This is a genomic window from Cellulomonas fimi, from assembly GCF_028527925.1.
Classification (GTDB): Bacteria; Actinomycetota; Actinomycetes; order Actinomycetales; family Cellulomonadaceae; genus Cellulomonas; species Cellulomonas fimi_C.
Genome location: NZ_JAPESW010000002.1, coordinates 209,336 through 225,729, shown reverse-complemented (window position 1 = coordinate 225,729; position 16,394 = coordinate 209,336). Strand labels below are relative to the sequence as shown.

Below are 16,394 nucleotides of genomic sequence, written 5' to 3'. Positions count from 1 at the left end.
GTGACGTCGTGCAGCACGGGTGCGCCGCCGTACCCGGTCGTCAGGCCGCGGACGGTGAGCGCGGGGGTCATCGGGCGCCTCCGCCGGCCGGGCGCCCGACGCCGCCCGTCCCACCGGGTGCACGCCGCCCCCGCCGCCGCGCGCGGGCGTCACCGCCGGGTCACCCCTGTCCGGATCCGAAAGCGAGGCCTGACATGCCGCTCCGCACGCGCACGCGCCCCCTCGCCGTCGTGAGCGCCGGTGCGCTCGCGGTGGTGCTCGCGGGGTGCAGCACCCCCGAGCCCAGCCCCGGCGTCACCGACGACACCGTGACCGTCGGCACGCACACGCCGCTGACCGGCCCGGCCGCCGCCGGGTACTCGTCGATCTCGAAGGCCGTCTCGGCCTACTTCGACCACGTCAACGCCCAGGGCGGCATCCACGGGCGGACGATCGAGTACGTCGTCAAGGACGACGGCTACAACCCCGCGACCACGCAGACCGTCGTGCGCGAGCTCGTCCAGGAGGACGAGGTGTTCGCGATCCTCAACGGCCTCGGCACCCCGACGCACGCGTCCGTGCTGGACTACCTCAACGAGAACGAGGTGCCCGACCTGTTCGTCGCGTCGGGCGCGCTGCTGTGGGACGACCCCGAGCAGCACCCGTGGACGTTCGCGTTCAACGTCGACTACACGACCGAGGCGAAGGCGCTCGCGCAGTACGCGCTCGACGAGGGCGGCGACGGCGCCGTGTTCTGCGTGCTCGGCCAGGACGACGACTACGGCACCGACTTCGTCGCCGGGCTCGAGACGGTGCTCGGCGCCGACGCGCTCGCCGTGAACGAGACGTACGCCGTGTCCGACCAGGACGTCACGGCGCAGATCGGGGCCATGCAGGCCGCGGGGTGCACGCACAACTTCCTCGCGACCGTGAACGGCTTCACCGCCCGGGCGGTCGGGACCGCCGCGAAGATGCGCTACCCGGCGCAGTGGCTCGCGTCGTCGTCGGGCGGCGACTACCCGACGCTCGCCGGGTACCTCGGCGAGGACGTCGCCCCCGCGGTGCTCCAGGGCTTCGTCAGCGCCAACTACCTGCCGTTCAGCCCCGACAGCGACTGGGTCGCGCTCTTCCGGGAGATCAACGACGAGTACAACGACGGCGAGCCGTTCACCGGCAACACCGTCTACGGCATGTCGGTCGCCTACACGTTCGCGCAGGCCCTCGCCGCAGCGGGCGAGGACCCGACGCGCGAGAGCCTCGTCGAGGCGCTCGAGAGCGGCGACGTCACCGGCAACGGGATCCTGCCGCTCGCGTTCTCGGCCGACAGCCACCGGTCGTTCGGCGGCGTCGGCATCACCGTCGTGGACGACGGGGTGCAGGACTACGTCGGGACCGCGTTCACCACCGACGCCGGCGACGGGCCGGTCGAGCCGTACGACGGCGAGGCCCCGGCGCCGGAGAACCAGGGCGTCCCGACCACCTGACGCGACGCGCGCACGACGGAGGGCGGGCGACCCCGACCGGGTCGCCCGCCCTCCGTCGTCGGTCCTCAGGACAGGTCGGCCGGTGCCGGCGCGTACTCCGCCACGAGCTCGCGCTTGAGGATCTTGCCGCTGCCGCCCATCGGCAGGACCTCACGGACGTGCACCACGCGCGGGTACTTGAACGCCGCGATGCGGTCCCGCACGAACGCGACGAGCTCGTCGGGCGTCGCGCTCGCACCCGGCTCGAGGACGACGGCCGCGTGCACCTCCTGCCCGCGCACCTCGTCGGGCACGCCGAACACGGCGGCGAGCGCGACGGCGGGGTGCCGCACCAGCACGGACTCGACCTCGCTCGGGTACACGTTGTAGCCCGAGCGCACGATCATGTCCTTCGTCCGGTCGACGATCGTGAGGACGCCGTCCTCGTCGAGCGTGCCGAGGTCGCCGGTCCGGAACCAGCCGTCGACGACGGCCTCCGCCGACGCGTCGGGGTTGCCGAGGTAGCCCTTGAACAGGTTGTGGCCGCGCACGACGACCTCGCCGAGCTGCCCCGTCCCGAGCAGCTCGATCCGGTCGGCCACCCACGGGTCCGCGATCTCCACGTCGACGCCCCACAGCGGACGCCCGACGGTGCCGGGCCGCGGTCGCTCGCCGACATAGTTGAACGACACGGTCGGCGCGGTCTCCGTCAGCCCGTAGCCCTCGTGCACGGGTGCGCCGAACGTCGCCTCGAACGCCTCCAGCAGCGCGACCGGCAGCGCGGCACCCCCCGAGACGGCGAACCGCAGCGGCGGCCGGTCGGGCGTGCGCGCCGCCGCCTGGACCAGGCCGACGTACATCGTCGGGACGGCCGTGAAGATCGTCGCGCCGTGCCGGGTCATCGCGGCGAGCGCCTCGTCCGGGTCGAACCGCGGGAGCAGCACGACGGCCGCGGCGCGGCGGAACGCGGTGTTGAGCACCGACGACTGACCGAACGTGTGGAAGAACGGCAGGCCGCCGAAGATGACGTCGTCGGCGCGGATGTCGCACGTGTCGATCAGCGTCACGTGCACCTGCTCGATCAGCGCGAGGTGGCTCGACACCGCACCCTTCGGGCGGCCCGTCGTCCCGCTCGTGTAGAGGATGGTCGCCGGGTGCAGCGGGTTGACCGACGCGTACGTGCGCAGCGGCGTCGCTGCGGCGGCCTCGTCCTCGAGCCGCGGTGCCGGCACGTCGACGCCGTCGGGCACGAGGACCGTGACCGTCGGGACGCCCGCAGCGGCGGCCGCGGGCAGCGACTCGCCCAGCAGCGGTGCGGCCGCGACCAGCAGGCGGGCGCCGCTGTCCCGCAGGACGAACTCGATCTCACCCGCCTTGAACAGCAGGTGGACCGGCACGACGACGGCCCCGAGCGACAGCACCGCGTAGTAGACGCGCGCGAAGTCGGGGACGTTCGGCACGTGCACCGCGACCCGGTCGCCGGGTCCGACGCCGCGGTCCCGGAGCGCGCCCGCGTACGCGAGGGTCTGCTGCCACAGCGGCCCGTACGCGACGGTCCGGTCGCCGATGTGGAACGCGGTGCGGTCGGGGTGGCGGCGCGCGGTCTCGGCGAGGATCGCCGCGACGGACATGGTGCCGTAGCCCTCTCCGTCGAGGGCGGGGTCGGTCGTCATCGGTGGCTCCCTTCGTGGTGTGCGGAGGTGCTCGGGTCGGTGCCGGTGGTCGGCGAGGTGCGGGGGCGGAGCTCGGCGCGGCCGAGTGCCGCGAGGTGCACCTCGTCGGGGCCGTCGGCCAGGCGCAGGGCACGCGCGGCGGCGAACATCCCGGCGAGGGGGGTGTCGGCCGAGAGCCCGGCCGCCCCGAACAGCTGGATCGCGCGGTCGAGGATGCGCTCGACCGTCGACGGCACGGCGACCTTGATCGCCTGGATCTCCCGCATCGCCGCGCGGTTGCCGACCGAGTCCATGAGCCAGGCCGTCTTGAGCACGAGCAGCCGCAGCGCCTCGACGTCGACCCGGGACCGCGCGACCCACTCGCGCACGACGCCGCGCTCGGCCAGCGGACCGGCCGACGTGCGACGCGTCGTGGCGCGGTCGCGCACGAGGTCGAGCGCACGCTCCGCCATGCCGAGGGCACGCATGCAGTGGTGCACGCGGCCGGGACCGAGCCGTGCCTGGGCGATCGCGAACCCGTCGCCGGGACCGCCCAGCAGCGCGTCGGCGGGGACGCGCACGTCGTCGAGCTCGACCTCTGCGTGCCCGCCGTGGTCCCGGTCGTCGTAGCCGAGCACCGTCAGCGGCCGCACGACGCGCACGCCCGGGGCGTCGCGGGGGACCAGGACCATGCTCTGCTGCCGGTGCCGCGGCCCGTCGGGGTCGGTGCGGCCCATGACGACGAGCAGCGCCGCCTCGGGGTTCATCGCGCCCGTCGACCACCACTTGCGGCCGCTCACCACCCAGTCCGGGCCGTCGCGGCGGATGCGCGTGCGGATCGTCGTGGCGTCCGACGACGCGACGTCGGGCTCGGTCATGCAGAACGCCGACCGGATCTCGGCGCGCAGCAGGGGGCGCAGCCAGCGGTCCCGCTGCGCGTCGGTGCCGAACTCGGCGAGCAGCTCCATGTTGCCGGTGTCGGGGGCCGCGCAGTTCATCGCGACGGGGGCGAGCCGCGGGCTGCGGCCGGTGAGCTCGGCGACGGGCGCGTACTGGAGCGTCGTGAGGCCGCCGCCGTGCGGGCCGGGCAGGAACAGGTTCCACAGGCCCTGCGCGCGGGCCTCGGCCTGGAGGTCGCGCACGACCGGGCGGGTACCCCAGTCGTCGGGGGTCGCGGCGACCTGCGCGTCGAGGACGGGCTCCGCGGGCAGCACGTGGTCGTCGAGGAACGCCTGCGCGCGCGCGGTCACGTCGCGCGTGCGGGCGTCGGGGGCGAAGTCCATCAGGCCTCCCCGGCGCGGGAGGGGACCGACGTCCTCGAGGCCGTGCGGGCGCGGCCGGCGAGCCGGTCGAGGCCCTCGTGGGCCAGCGGCGCCACGAGGTCGCCGACGCGCTCGAACCCGTCGCCGACCGTCCCACCGTCGCGGAAGCGGAGGTGCACGCCCTCGAGGATCACGGCGAGCTTGTAGGCGGCGAACGCGCGGTACCAGGCGAGGTCGGGCGGCGGCGCGCCGAGCCGGGCGGCGTAGGCGTCGACGAGCTCGGCGAAGTCCGGGTACCCGGCGGCCGGGTCGACCGCGGTGACGGTGTGGTCGTCGTCCGCGACGCGCGCGAGCTCCCAGTAGAGGCCGAGCATGCCGAGGTCGACCGCCGCGTCGCCGAGCGTGGCCATCTCCCAGTCGAGGATCGCGGCGACGTGCGGCGGCCCGGCCGCCCCACCCGCGTCCGACGCCGACGGCCGCGCGACGAGCGCGTTGTCGAGCCGGTAGTCGCCGTGCACGACCGCGGGCCGCCACGTCGTCGGCACGTCCGCGCGCAGCCGCTCCTGCAGGTCGTCGAGCGCGGGGACGTCGCGCGAGCGGGAGCCGTCGAGCTGCACGCCCCACCGGTGGACCTGACGGTCGAGGAACCCGTCGGGCCGGCCGAGGTCGCCGAGCCCGACGTCGTGCGGGTCGACCGCGTGCAGCTCGGCGAGCAGCGCGGCGAGCTCCAGGCTCACGGTGCGCAGGTCGTCGGGGGACCAGCGCGCGTTCTGCGCGGGCGTCGCGAGCGCCTCGCCGTCGACGCGGGCCATGAGGAAGAACGGCGTCCCGGTGCCCGCGGCGCCGTCGGTGTCGTCGACGAGCGCGTACGTCGTCGGGACGGGGACGCGCGTGGGCCCGAGCGCGGACAGGACGCGGTGCTCGCGCGCCATGTCGTGCGCGGTCGCCTGCACGTGGCGCAGCGGCGGCCGCCGCAGGACCAGGGGCAGGCGTGCGCCGTCGACCCGGTAGGTGAGGTTGCTCCGGCCGCCGGCGAGGAGCGACGCGGTGAGCGGGCCGTCGCCGGCGAGATCGGGGCGGTGGCCGTGCAGCCAGCCCTCGAGCCGGGCGACGTCCAGCCCGGGCAGCGTCCGGTGGTCCACGGGCGGCCTCCGCAGGGTGTGCCCGGGCGGCGGTGCCCGGTGCGTCGTGCGGTGAGCATACCGCGCGGTCGGTATGTGGCGTCGACCCGTCGTCGGTGCCCGGCCCTACGCTGCCGTCATGTCGATGGACCACACCGGCGCGGTGCACTTCGAGAGCGGCGCCGCGTTCGAGGCCTGGCTCGAGGAGAACGGCTCGACCGCGACCCACGTCTGGGTGCGGATGGCGAAGAAGGGCAGCGGTGTCGCGTCCGTCGACTGGGACGCGGCCGTCGACGTCGCGCTCTGCTTCGGCTGGATCGACGGCATCGCGCGGCGGCTCGACGACGACTGGTACGTGCAGCGGTTCACCCCGCGCCGCGCGAGGAGCGTCTGGTCGAAGATCAACCGCGACCGTGTCGAGCGGCTCACGGCCGAGGGCCGCATGCGCCCCGCAGGCGTGGCCGAGGTGGACCGGGCCAAGGCGGACGGCCGCTGGGACGCCGCGTACGACGGGCCGGCCACGGCCGTCGTCCCTGACGACCTCGCCGCGGCCCTCGCCGCGCGTGGACTGACCGACGTGTTCGCCGCCCTGGACGGCCGCAACCGGTTCGCTCTCCTCCACCGCGTGCAGACCGCGGTGCGACCCGAGGCCCGCACACGGCGGATCGAGCGACTCACCGACGACCTCGCGCAGGGCAGGACGCCCTACCCGCCCGCGAAGGCGCCGCGCAGCTAGTCGGCCGTGCCGCCCTGCCTCGCGGCGTCGGGCGCGTCCCCAGCGGCGCCGAAGACGAGGTCGCGCTCGATCGCCGCGCGCAGGTCGTCCGGCACGGGCGCGGGCCGACGCGTCACGCGGTCGACCCACACGTGCACGAACCGCCCGGTCGCGAGCGGCTCGTCGGCCCCCGGGCGCAGGATGCCGAGCTCCCACGTCACACTCGTCGTGCCGAGGCGTCCCGCCCGCAGGCCGACCTCCCAGGGCTCGGGGAACGACGACGACGCGCGGAACTCGCACGACGACGACACGCACACGGCGATGCGCTCGCCGGCCAGCGGGTCGAGCCCGGCCCCGAGTAGCCAGACGTTGATCGTCGTGTCCATCGCCTCGTAGTAGACGGCGTTGTTGACGTGCCCGTACTGGTCGTTGTCGTTCCAGCGGGTCGGGAACGGCGCGCGGTGCGGGTACGTCACGACGACGGCCCGGGTCGCAGCACGACGTCGAACGCGGCGCGGGCGCGCGCGGCGCTCGGGGTGTCGCCCGAGATGAGGTCGGCGTAGGTGAACGACTCGCTCACGCGCACGAGCACGAACGCGAGGTCGGTCGCGTCGATGGCCCGGTCGAACGGGTGCTCGCCGAGCTCGGCGAGCACGAGCACGCGCACCGTCGCGACGTAGCGCCGGTGGATCTCGCTCTCGTTGGTCGTGAGCAGCCGCAGCGCGCGGGCGGGCTCGCGACGCAGGAACGCCCGGAAGTAGGGCGCGCGGATGAGGTCGGAGGCGAAGCTCGTCAGCACCGCGGCGACGCGGTCGGGGCCCGTGCGGCCCGCAGCGGCGTCCTCGGCCTGCTGGAGGGTCGGGACGGCGAGCGACCACAGCACCTCGGACAGCAGCGCGTCGCGGTTGCCGACCCAGCGGAACAGCGAGGTGCGGTCGATGCCGAGCCGGCCGGCCAGGCGCCCCATGTCGATGCGCTCGCCCTCGATGAACTGCTCGCGGGCCAGGCGGAACGCGCGCACCGCGTCGGGGTGCTCGCCCGACTCCAGGCGCTCGGAGAGCCAGGACGGCGCGGCGGTCGTGCCGACGGCGGCCAGGGAGCCGGGGCGCGGCGGGCGGTACGACGCCGCGGCGGCGCCCGTGCCCGAGGCGGGGGACGGGTCGGTCGGATCCGGCATGCGCTGACTCTAGACCCGGGCGCTCGTCGTGGTGCAACATTCTCGAAGATGTTGCACGCACCGGTCGACGACGATCAGGGAGACGCACCATGACGACCACCGACACCCCCGTCCACGCCCCGCTCGCCGCCGACTTCTACGGCTTCCAGGAGGCGCTCACGCCCGTCGAGCACGACGCGTCCGCGCGCCTGCGCGACTTCATGGAGCGCGAGGTCCGGCCCATCGCCCTCGACTACTGGGACCGCGCCGAGTTCCCGCACCAGATCGTCCCCGGGCTCGCCGAGTGCGGGATGTTCGGCGCGATGTGGCCCGAGACGGCACGGTTCGAGAACTCCGCCGTGTGGCGCGGCTGGGCGGCGCTCGAGCTCGGTCGCGTCGACCCGTCGACCGCGACGTTCGTCGGCGTGCAGAGCGGGCTCACGATGAGCTCGATCGCCCTCGGCGGGTCGTCCGAGCAGCGCGCGCAGTGGCTCCCGCCGATGGGCCGCGGGGAGCTCCTGGGCGCGTTCGGGCTCACCGAGCCGCTGTCCGGGTCCGACGCGTCGAAGGGCCTGCGCACGACCGCCGAGCGCCGCGGCGACACGTGGGTGCTGAACGGCGCCAAGCGGTGGATCGGCAACGCCACCTTCGCCGACGTCGTCGTGATCTGGGCCCGCGACACCGCCGACGGGCAGGTCAAGGGCTTCCTCGTCCGCCGCGGCACACCCGGGTTCACGACGAGCAAGATCGAGCGCAAGCAGGCGCTGCGCATCGTGCAGAACGCCGACATCACGCTCGACGGCGTCGTCGTCGACGAGGCGGACCGGCTGCCGCACATCCACTCGTTCCGCGACGTCGCCGTCGTGCTGCGGCTCACCCGGGCCGAGGTCGCCTGGCAGGCCGTCGGGGTCGCCGTCGGCGCGTTCGAGGCCACCGTCGCCTACGTCGGCCAGCGCGAGCAGTTCGGCCGCCCGCTCGCGTCGTTCCAGCTCGTCCAGGACCGGCTCGCGCAGTGCCTCGGCAACATCACCGCGTCGATCGCGCTGTGCCTGCAGGCCTCGCGGATGCAGGACGCCGACCGACTCGGCGACGAGCACGCCGCGCTCGCCAAGGGGTTCGCGACGTCCCGGATGCGCGAGACCGTCGCGTGGTGCCGCGAGCTGCTCGGCGGCAACGGCATCCAGCTCGACCACGGCGTCGCCAAGTTCTTCGCCGACGCCGAGGCCGTGTACTCGTTCGAGGGCACGCGCGACATGAACAACCTCATCGTCGGCCGTGCGATCACGGGCGTCTCGGCGTTCGTCTGAGCCGCCCGCGACGCCCTGGCCGCGTCCCGTCCGGCGTCCCCGCGCACCGTCCCGATCCGCTCACCGCACCAGGAGGTCCGCCGTGCCCGAGGCATTCGTCGTCGCCGCCGCCCGCTCGCCGATCGGCCGCGCGTTCAAGGGGTCGCTCACCGGGCTGCGGGCCGACGACCTCACCGCCCAGGTCGTCCGCGCCGCGCTCGCGCAGGTGCCGACGCTCGACCCCGGGCTCGTCGAGGACCTCCTCCTCGGCTGCGGGCTGCCGGGCGGCGAGCAGGGCATGAACATGGCCCGCGTCGTCGCCGTGCTGTCCGGGCTCGACGAGACCGCCGGCACGACCGTCAACCGGTACTGCGCCTCGTCGCTGCAGACGACGCGGGCCGCGTTCCACGCGATCACGGCGGGCGAGGGCGACGTGTTCGTGTCCGCCGGGGTCGAGGTCGTCAGCCGCACCGCGCGCGGCTCGTCCGACCACATCCCCGGTGAGGACGTCACCAACCCGCGGTTCGCCGACGCGGTCGCGCGCACCGAGCGGGCGGCCGCCGGCGGCACCACGTGGCACGACCCGCGCGACGACGGCGGCCTCCCCGACGTCTACGTCGCGATGGGCCAGACCGCCGAGAACGTCGCACAGCTCACGGGCACCGGCCGGCGCGAGCAGGACGAGTACGCCGCGCTGTCGCAGAACCGCGCCGAGGCCGCGATCGCGTCCGGGTTCTGGGCGAGCGACATCACGCCGGTCACGCTGCCCGACGGGACCGTGGTGTCGGCCGACGACGGCCCGCGTCGCGGCGTCACGGTGGAGGCGCTCGCGGCGCTGCCGCCCGTGTTCCGGCCCGACGGGACCGTCACGGCGGGCAACTGCTGCCCGCTCAACGACGGCGCCGCGGCACTCGTGGTCGTGAGCGACCGGGTCGTCGACCGTCTCGGCCTGACGCCGCTCGGGCGCATCGTCTCGACCGGTGTGAGCGCCCTGTCGCCCGAGATCATGGGCCTCGGACCCGTCGAGGCCAGCCGGCGCGCGCTCGACCACGCCGGGCTGACCGTCGACCAGATGGACCTCGTCGAGCTCAACGAGGCGTTCGCCGCGCAGGTGCTGCCGTCCGCGAAGGCGATCGGCGTCGACCTCGAGCGGCTCAACGTGCACGGCGGCGCGATCGCCGTCGGCCACCCGTTCGGCATGACGGGCGCCCGGATCACCACGACGCTCCTGCACGGGCTCGCCGCGACCGACGGGCGCTACGGGTTGGAGACGATGTGCGTCGGCGGCGGCCAGGGCATGGCGATGGTCGTGGAGCGCGTCTCCTGACGCTCGAGCGCACGGACTGACGGCGCCCGTCGCGCGGTCGTCGAGCGATCGGCGGGGCGCAGCGAGCCGTCGGCGTGCGCGCCGCGTCAGGACGGGACGTAGAGCGCGATGGCGGCCGCGACGAGGGCCGGCCGCTCCGCACCCTCGATCTCGACGACGACCTCGCTGCCCACGCGGACGCCCTGCGGCGTGACCTCGGCGGACCGGATCGTCGTCGTCGCACGGACGCGCGACCCCGCGGTGACCGGCGTGAGGAAGCGGACGCGGTCCAGCCCGTAGTTGACGACCGCAGAGGTGCCGCCCACGTCGAGCAGCCCGTCGGTCAGCGCCGGCAGGAGCGCGAGCGTCAGGAAGCCGTGCGCGACGGTCGCCCCGAACGGCCCGTCGGCCGCCCGCTGCGGGTCGACGTGGATCCACTGGTGGTCGTCGGTCGCGTCGGCGAACAGGTCGATGCGCCGCTGGTCGACGGTCCGCCACGGCCCGGTGGCGGTCGTCCCGACGACGGACGCGAGGTCGGCGGGGGAGTCCACGGTGATGGTCATCCGCGCGGCCCTCCGGCGACGTAGAGCACCTGCCCGGACACGAAACCGGCCTCCTCGGACGCGAAGAACGACACCGCTGCGGCGATGTCCTCGGGCTGCCCGACGCGCCGCACGGGCACGGCCTTGGCCTCGGCGGCGAGCAGGTCCTCGAACGGGACGCCGACCCGCTCCGCCACGGCCCGCGTCATCTCGGTCTCGACGAACCCCGGGGCGACTGCGTTGACGGTGACGCCGAACGGCCCGAGCTCGATCGCGAGCGTCTTGGTGAACCCCTGCATGCCGGCCTTCGCGGCCGCGTAGTTCGCCTGCCCCCGGTTGCCGAGGGCCGACGTGCTCGACAGGTTGACGACCCGTCCCCACCGCGCCTCGACCTGGTGCGCCTGCACGGCGCGGCTGACGAGGAACGCGCCCCGCAGGTGCACGCGCAGCACGTCGTCGAAGTCGGCGGTCGACATCTTGAACAGCAGGTTGTCGCGCAGGATCCCCGCGTTGTTCACGAGGACCGTCGGCGGACCCAGGGTCCGGGCGACGTGCGCGACGGCCTGCACGACGGCGTCCTCGTCGCCCACGTCGGCGCCCACGGCCAGCGCGTCGCCCCCGTCGGCGCGGATCGCGGCGGCGGTCGTCTCGGCGTCCTCCTCGCGCAGGTCGAGGGCCGCGACCCGGTAGCCGTCGCGGGCGAGCCGTCGGGCGGTCGCGGCGCCGATGCCGCGCGCGGCGCCGGTGACGAGGGCGGTTCTGGCGTCGGTCACGTGGGTGTCCTCTCGTCGAACGTGATGAGCTGGCGGAGCTCGCTGCCGGCGGCGAGCCGGTCCATGGCGAGGTCGAGGTCCGTGAGGGCGATGCGCGACGACACCAGCTCCTCGAGCGGGAGCCGGCCGGCGCGCCACAGGTCGACGTACAGGGGCACGTCGCGCGCGGGCACGGAGGAGCCGAGGTAGGAGCCGACGACGGTGCGCGCCTCGGCGGTGAGCGTGAGCGGGCTGACGGATGCGCGGGCGGTCGGGGCGGGCAGCCCGACGGTGACCGTCGTGCCGCCGGGTGCGGTCGCGGCGAGGGCGGTCTCGAACGCGCGCGCCGAGCCCGCGGCCTCGACGACGACGGGTGCCCGGACGCCGGTCGTCGCCAGGTCGCCGGGCTCGACCGCGAGCGTGGCACCGAGGCGGCGTGCCGTCGCGAGCTTCTCCGGGCGCGTGTCGACCGCCACGACCTCGTGCCCGAGCGCGACGGCGACGAGCAGCGCGGCCGTCCCGACACCGCCCAGCCCGACCACGGCGACGGCCTCGCCCGGTCGCGGGCGCCCGGCGTTGACGACGGCGCCGCCGCCCGTGAGCACCGCGCACCCCAGCAGCGCCGCGACCTCGGGCGGCACGTCGGGGTCGACGCGGACGACCGACGTGCGGTCGACGACGGCGTGCGTCGCGAACGCGGACACGCCGAGGTGGTGGTGCACGTCCAGCGCGCCGCGGTGCAGGCGGGTCCCGCCCCCGACGAGGCTCCCCGCGACGTTCGCCGCGGTGCCGACGCGGCACGGCAGCCGGCCGTCGGTCGCGCACTCGGGGCACGTGCCGCACCGGGGGAGGAACGTGAGCACCACGCGATCACCCTCCCGCAGGTCGTCCACGCCGTCGCCCCGGGCCTCGACGACGCCCGCCGCCTCGTGGCCGAGGAGCATCGGGGTGGGCCGCACGCGGCTGCCGTCGACCACGGACAGGTCGGAGTGGCACAGGCCGGCGGCCTCGATGCGGACGAGGACCTCGCCTTGACCCGGCGGGTCCAGGTCGAGGGGCCCGACGGCGAACGGGCGGGACGACGCGAAGGGCGCGGGAGCCCCCGACCGCTCCACGACCGCGCCGACGATCTGCACGGGCACCCTCCGTCGTCCGGGCCGCGACGATGCGGAAAACCGACTGGACGGTATGTACCGTACCGGATCCCGCGGAGAGGGCGGAGCAGGACCGGCGACCAGATTTCACGTGGAAGCCCTTTCGCTGGGGCGTCACCTGTGGTGATGCTGGCCACGTCATTCCGGACGAATCGGGGGAGGCACTCGGATGGGCACGATCACCACGACCGACGGCGTCGAGATCTTCTACAAGGACTGGGGCTCGGGGCAGCCGATCGTGTTCAGCCACGGCTGGCCGCTGTCGGCCGACGACTGGGACACGCAGCTCCTCTTCTTCCTGCAGCACGGCTACCGGGTCATCGCGCACGACCGCCGGGGACACGGCCGGTCCTCGCAGGTCGCCGACGGCCACGACATGGACCACTACGCCGACGACCTCGCGGCGCTCACGTCGCACCTCGACCTGCACGACGCGGTGCACATCGGGCACTCCACGGGCGGCGGTGAGGTGGTCCGCTACCTCGCCCGGCACGGCGAGAGCCGTGTCGCGAAGGCCGTGCTCATCGCGGCCGTCCCGCCGCTCATGGTGCAGACGGATGCCAACCCCGGCGGGCTGCCGAAGAGCGTCTTCGACGGGCTCCAGGCCGAGGTGGCCGCGCACCGCTCCGACTTCTACCGCGCGCTGCCGTCGGGGCCGTTCTACGGCTACAACCGCCCGGGCGCGGAGCCGTCCGAGGCGGTCATCGCGAACTGGTGGCGGCAGGGCATGCAGGGCAGCGCGAAGGCGCACTACGACGGGATCGTCGCGTTCTCGCAGACCGACTTCACCGACGACCTCAAGACGATCACCGTGCCCGTCCTCGTCCAGCACGGTGACGACGACCAGATCGTCCCCTACGCGAACTCGGGACCGCTGAGCGCGCAGCTCGTGCAGAACGGCACCCTCAAGACCTACGAGGGCTTCCCGCACGGCATGCCGACGACGCACGCCGACGTCATCAACGCGGACATCCTGGAGTTCCTCCGCTCCTGAGCGGGCGCCGTGCGCGGGTGGTCCGCGTCAGCCGGACCACCCGCGCACGTGGTCGACGACCAGCTCCGGGACGGTGTCGTCACCGGGCGTCGCGCGGTCGGGGAAGTCGAACACGCCGATCATCAGCTGCAGCGGGTAGGTCGGCGGGCCGTCGCAGCGGCGCACCACCGTGCCGTCGACGCTGAACGTCGCGTGCTCGTCCGTCCAGCGGACCGCGTAGGTGTGGGGCTGCGCGACGTCGATCGGCAGCCGCGGGGAGGCGAAGTCCTCGCGGACCGCCGGGTCGCGGAACGCGTGCAGCCCCATACCCACCGCCGCGGACTCACCGGGGACGACCGCGTCGCCGAACACCTCCATGACGCAGATCTCGGCGCACCGCTCGGGCACGTCCTCGAGCCCGACCATCCAGAGCGACACCATCGACCGCGGCGACAGGACGGCCCGCGCGCGCATCTCGACGTACCCGGGACCGGGCGTCCATCCGAGCAGCGTGTCCTGCTGCTCGCGCACGACGAGGCCCTCGCGGTACGGCTGCTGCCCGTCGGTGCTCCCGACGGGGCCCGAGCGGTTCGCGGACTGCACGGCGGAGACGCGCAGCGGCGGCTCGTGGTCGCCCGCGCACCACAGCGGCTGGTCGCGCGGGATGCTCAGCCGGAGGCACGAGTCCCGGACCTCGTACGTCGCGGCGCTCTGCGCGCGCGAGCTCCACGCCGGCAGGTAGTACGGCGACCAGACCGTGGGGTCGAGGTCGGGGCCGTCGAAGTCGTCGTCCAGCGTCGTCCGTTCGGGCGCCATGGCACGAGTGTGGCGCTCCGCCGCCGGGAGGTGGTGCGGCGCGGGCAGGCATCGGTGGTCGCCTGCGTGCGCCCGGGCGTCGCGGTTCGGCTGTGGACGGACCGCACGGCGACGCGACGCCGTGCCCTACCTTCTGACCCGGTCGAGAACGGACGAATCGGGCAGGGGTGCGGCATGGACGGTGTGGCGATCCTCGAGCGGGAGGTGCGCGAGCTCGTGCGGCGGCGCGGGATCGACCCCGTGCGCGACCCGGGCGGCGTCGCCACGCTGGTGGCCGACGTCATCGCGGACTACGACGAGCGGTCGCTGCGCGGCGCGGTCCCACCGCTCGTCGACGCCGCCGCCGCGCACAAGGCCGTGGTCGACGCGGTCGCCGGGCTGGGCCCGCTGCAGAAGTACCTCGACGACCCGGAGGTCGAGGAGATCTGGGTCAACTCCCCGACGCAGGTGTTCGTCGCGCGCCGCGGCGAGCCCGAGCTCACCACGACGATCCTCACCGACGCCCAGGTCCGCGACCTCGTCGAGCAGATGCTCAAGGTGTCGGGCCGCCGCCTCGATCTGTCCAGCCCGTTCGTCGACGCGTCGCTGCCCGGCGGCGAGCGGCTGCACGCCGTGATCCCCGATGTCACCCGTCGGCACTGGGCCGTGAACATCCGCAAGCACGTCGTGCGCGCAGGCTCGCTCGACGACCTCGTGGGGCTCGGCTCCCTGACGCCGCACGCGGCCGCGTTCCTGCACGCGTCGGTGCGGGCGGGGCTCAACGTGCTGGTCTCGGGGGCGACGCAGGCGGGCAAGACGACGATGCTCAACGCGCTGGCCGGCGCGATCCCCGCGCGCGAGCGGGTCGTCACGTGCGAGGAGGTGTTCGAGCTGCGCCTGTCGGCGCGCGACTGGGTCGCCATGCAGTGCCGGCAGCCGAGCCTCGAGGGCACGGGCGAGATCCCGCTGCGCCGGCTCGTCAAGGAGGCGCTGCGCATGCGCCCGAGCCGCCTGATCGTGGGGGAGGTGCGCGAGGCCGAGGCGCTCGACCTGCTCATCGCGCTCAACGCCGGCGTGCCGGGACTTGATAGTGACACATCCATATCGGGAGCGCCGAGCGTCGTGCCGCGGCGCTCTGCGCTGTCGCTCTATGTCTCAGACGCGGGACGCGCGTCGGTGCGCGCGGGTAGTTTTCGAGCAGGTCACCGGCGACGTACGGTGAGAATGAGAGAGGGTGCGGTACTCCATGCCGAAGCAACTTCCGACGATTTGGTACGTCTCGTTTCCGGATCGCGTCGTCACCACAGACGACATCGTGCGCGTTGTGCCTGACGGCTCTATGGTCGCGCGGGCCTTCACTGTCAAGACAAAGCGCCGCGCGTACGACTTTGTCTCCGTGATCGCTGACGGCGAGACTGCGACGGACGCAGCCCGTCGTTGGGTCGGAACGACGCCGCTGTCGGGGGCGTTCGTCGCGGCGGCGTGGCGAGAGGGAGCAGACCGGGATGCGGAAGAGCCCGGGAGTGTCCACACGTTCGCGGCGGGCTTCTGGCTCTCAGTGCTGGGCGGCGGTGTGGACGAGGACTTCGCCGAGCCGTCGGACGAGCCCGCGGTCGACCGGCCGGGCACGCCCGTTGAGCCGAACGAGTAACCATGAACGCTACCCAGACCACCGCCGCCGTTTGCGCCTGAGGATGCGCCGAGACGATCCGAGTTCACTCAGACGGCTCCTACGGCCGCCCGGCGTGCGGAACGCTCCGTCCCTTCCGCTGGCGCGTGCGGCCGTGTAAACGACGAAGACCCCCGCTGCATTGTTCGCAGCGGGGGTCTTGGGCATCCGAAGACGCGCTCTGTGGTGTCGCGGAACTGAAGACTTGTGCGGCCTTTCTCGCGTCCACAGGCGCTCACGCTCAGGATGGCCCTGCTGAACCCAATACCCACAGAGCCGTCCTCAGGTTGTCCACAGGATGCGGGCGATCGTCCACAGGCCTGTCCACCCCGTTGTCCACAGGTCTCCTTGGATGTGTTAGTCCCGGCTTCTACTATCGAGACAACCGCAGACGGAAGGGCCCCCACCTGGAGGCGCTTGCGCTCCCGGATGAAGGCCCTTCGCAGCACGCAACTTCCACGCCACGTGTTGCGACAGGTTAACCCGACCCCAGGGGGCACCGTAAGGCGGTCTCGTGAAGTGGAGACTGTCATGCCTGAGTCCCAGGCGCGTATCACCCGAATCTGGCA

Annotated in this window: 16 protein-coding genes; 7 read left to right on the top strand and 9 right to left on the bottom strand. The window is 74.0% G+C overall.

Annotated elements, in window-relative coordinates:
• Nucleotides 1-194: 194 nt before the first annotated feature.
• On the top strand, nt 195-1,463 hold the full coding sequence (locus OMK64_RS01985) for an ABC transporter substrate-binding protein (protein WP_272726283.1): 1,269 nt from the start codon (nt 195-197) through the stop codon (nt 1,461-1,463).
• Between the two features lie 65 nt (nt 1,464-1,528).
• Here the strand turns inward: OMK64_RS01985 and OMK64_RS01980 are convergent, their stop codons facing one another.
• From OMK64_RS01980 to OMK64_RS01970, 3 genes are read right to left on the bottom strand one after another with little or no spacing between them, the layout of a single operon-like run.
• The gene (locus tag OMK64_RS01980) at nt 1,529-3,115 is read right to left on the bottom strand and encodes a long-chain-fatty-acid--CoA ligase (protein WP_272726282.1); all 1,587 of its coding nucleotides are present in this window, start codon (nt 3,113-3,115) and stop codon (nt 1,529-1,531) included.
• On the bottom strand, nt 3,112-4,377 hold the full coding sequence (locus OMK64_RS01975) for an acyl-CoA dehydrogenase family protein (protein ID WP_272726281.1): 1,266 nt from the start codon (nt 4,375-4,377) through the stop codon (nt 3,112-3,114). The genes OMK64_RS01980 and OMK64_RS01975 overlap by 4 nt, the downstream gene beginning before the upstream one ends.
• Nucleotides 4,377-5,498 carry a phosphotransferase family protein gene (locus tag OMK64_RS01970; RefSeq protein ID WP_272726280.1) on the bottom strand — a complete coding sequence of 374 codons (1,122 nt, stop codon included), beginning with the start codon at nt 5,496-5,498 and terminating at the stop codon, nt 4,377-4,379. Before OMK64_RS01970 ends, OMK64_RS01975 begins: the two co-directional genes overlap by 1 nt.
• Nucleotides 5,499-5,616: 118 nt before the next feature.
• Here OMK64_RS01970 and OMK64_RS01965 point away from each other — a divergent pair, with 118 nt between their 5' ends.
• Entirely contained in the window at nt 5,617-6,213 is a 597-nt protein-coding gene (locus OMK64_RS01965; RefSeq protein ID WP_272726279.1) for a YdeI/OmpD-associated family protein, read from the top strand.
• Here the strand turns inward: OMK64_RS01965 and OMK64_RS01960 are convergent.
• Together OMK64_RS01960 and OMK64_RS01955 are read right to left on the bottom strand one after the other, a co-directional pair.
• A complete protein-coding gene (locus OMK64_RS01960; protein ID WP_272726278.1) occupies nt 6,210-6,668 on the bottom strand; it encodes an acyl-CoA thioesterase in 459 nt (152 codons plus the stop codon). The genes OMK64_RS01965 and OMK64_RS01960 overlap by 4 nt on opposite strands.
• A complete protein-coding gene (locus OMK64_RS01955; RefSeq protein ID WP_272726277.1) occupies nt 6,665-7,369 on the bottom strand; it encodes a QsdR family transcriptional regulator in 705 nt (234 codons plus the stop codon). Before OMK64_RS01955 ends, OMK64_RS01960 begins: the two co-directional genes overlap by 4 nt.
• Nucleotides 7,370-7,458: 89 nt before the next feature.
• Between OMK64_RS01955 and OMK64_RS01950 the strand changes: the two genes are divergently transcribed.
• Both OMK64_RS01950 and OMK64_RS01945 read left to right on the top strand, forming a co-directional pair.
• Nucleotides 7,459-8,655 (top strand): acyl-CoA dehydrogenase family protein, encoded by a 1,197-nt coding sequence (locus OMK64_RS01950; RefSeq protein ID WP_272726276.1) that lies wholly within the window; start codon nt 7,459-7,461, stop codon nt 8,653-8,655.
• 82 nt (nt 8,656-8,737) lie between these two features.
• Nucleotides 8,738-9,961 (top strand): acetyl-CoA C-acetyltransferase, encoded by a 1,224-nt coding sequence (locus OMK64_RS01945; RefSeq protein WP_272726275.1) that lies wholly within the window; start codon nt 8,738-8,740, stop codon nt 9,959-9,961.
• A gap of 86 nt (nt 9,962-10,047) precedes the next feature.
• Here the strand turns inward: OMK64_RS01945 and OMK64_RS01940 are convergent, their stop codons facing one another.
• From OMK64_RS01940 to OMK64_RS01930, 3 genes are read right to left on the bottom strand one after another with little or no spacing between them, the layout of a single operon-like run.
• Nucleotides 10,048-10,503, bottom strand: a complete 456-nt coding sequence (locus tag OMK64_RS01940) for a MaoC family dehydratase (protein WP_272726274.1) — start codon at nt 10,501-10,503, stop codon at nt 10,048-10,050.
• Nucleotides 10,500-11,255, bottom strand: a complete 756-nt coding sequence (fabG, locus tag OMK64_RS01935) for a 3-oxoacyl-ACP reductase FabG (protein WP_272726273.1) — start codon at nt 11,253-11,255, stop codon at nt 10,500-10,502. The genes OMK64_RS01940 and fabG overlap by 4 nt, the downstream gene beginning before the upstream one ends.
• The gene (locus OMK64_RS01930) at nt 11,252-12,370 is read right to left on the bottom strand and encodes an alcohol dehydrogenase catalytic domain-containing protein (RefSeq protein ID WP_272726293.1); all 1,119 of its coding nucleotides are present in this window, start codon (nt 12,368-12,370) and stop codon (nt 11,252-11,254) included. Before OMK64_RS01930 ends, fabG begins: the two co-directional genes overlap by 4 nt.
• A gap of 187 nt (nt 12,371-12,557) precedes the next feature.
• Here OMK64_RS01930 and OMK64_RS01925 point away from each other — a divergent pair, with 187 nt between their 5' ends.
• Nucleotides 12,558-13,382, top strand: coding sequence for an alpha/beta fold hydrolase (locus OMK64_RS01925; protein WP_272726272.1), 825 nt, complete (start codon nt 12,558-12,560; stop codon nt 13,380-13,382).
• Between the two features lie 27 nt (nt 13,383-13,409).
• On the opposite strand, the gene OMK64_RS01920 is transcribed toward OMK64_RS01925, so the two are convergent.
• Nucleotides 13,410-14,177: a glycoside hydrolase family 16 protein gene (locus OMK64_RS01920; protein WP_272726271.1), complete on the bottom strand. Its 768-nt coding sequence runs from the start codon at nt 14,175-14,177 to the stop codon at nt 13,410-13,412.
• 174 nt (nt 14,178-14,351) lie between these two features.
• Here OMK64_RS01920 and OMK64_RS01915 point away from each other — a divergent pair, with 174 nt between their 5' ends.
• Nucleotides 14,352-15,488 carry a TadA family conjugal transfer-associated ATPase gene (locus OMK64_RS01915; protein ID WP_272726269.1) on the top strand — a complete coding sequence of 379 codons (1,137 nt, stop codon included), beginning with the start codon at nt 14,352-14,354 and terminating at the stop codon, nt 15,486-15,488.
• Nucleotides 15,481-15,807: a hypothetical protein gene (locus tag OMK64_RS01910; RefSeq protein ID WP_272726268.1), complete on the top strand. Its 327-nt coding sequence runs from the start codon at nt 15,481-15,483 to the stop codon at nt 15,805-15,807. The genes OMK64_RS01915 and OMK64_RS01910 overlap by 8 nt, the downstream gene beginning before the upstream one ends.
• The last annotated feature ends 587 nt before the right edge of the window (nt 15,808-16,394 follow it).

Excerpts from the sequence above, each read along its gene's own strand:
- OMK64_RS01985 (WP_272726283.1), top strand. The coding sequence starts at position 195 with ATGCCGCTCCGCACGCGCACGCGCCCCCTCGCCGTCGTGAGCGCCGGT.
- OMK64_RS01980 (WP_272726282.1), bottom strand. The coding sequence starts at position 3,115 with ATGACGACCGACCCCGCCCTCGACGGAGAGGGCTACGGCACCATGTCC.
- OMK64_RS01975 (WP_272726281.1), bottom strand. The coding sequence starts at position 4,377 with ATGGACTTCGCCCCCGACGCCCGCACGCGCGACGTGACCGCGCGCGCG.
- OMK64_RS01965 (WP_272726279.1), top strand. The coding sequence starts at position 5,617 with ATGTCGATGGACCACACCGGCGCGGTGCACTTCGAGAGCGGCGCCGCG.
- OMK64_RS01955 (WP_272726277.1), bottom strand. The coding sequence starts at position 7,369 with ATGCCGGATCCGACCGACCCGTCCCCCGCCTCGGGCACGGGCGCCGCC.
- OMK64_RS01950 (WP_272726276.1), top strand. The coding sequence starts at position 7,459 with ATGACGACCACCGACACCCCCGTCCACGCCCCGCTCGCCGCCGACTTC.
- OMK64_RS01940 (WP_272726274.1), bottom strand. The coding sequence starts at position 10,503 with ATGACCATCACCGTGGACTCCCCCGCCGACCTCGCGTCCGTCGTCGGG.
- OMK64_RS01925 (WP_272726272.1), top strand. The coding sequence starts at position 12,558 with ATGGGCACGATCACCACGACCGACGGCGTCGAGATCTTCTACAAGGAC.
- OMK64_RS01920 (WP_272726271.1), bottom strand. The coding sequence starts at position 14,177 with ATGGCGCCCGAACGGACGACGCTGGACGACGACTTCGACGGCCCCGAC.
- OMK64_RS01915 (WP_272726269.1), top strand. The coding sequence starts at position 14,352 with ATGGACGGTGTGGCGATCCTCGAGCGGGAGGTGCGCGAGCTCGTGCGG.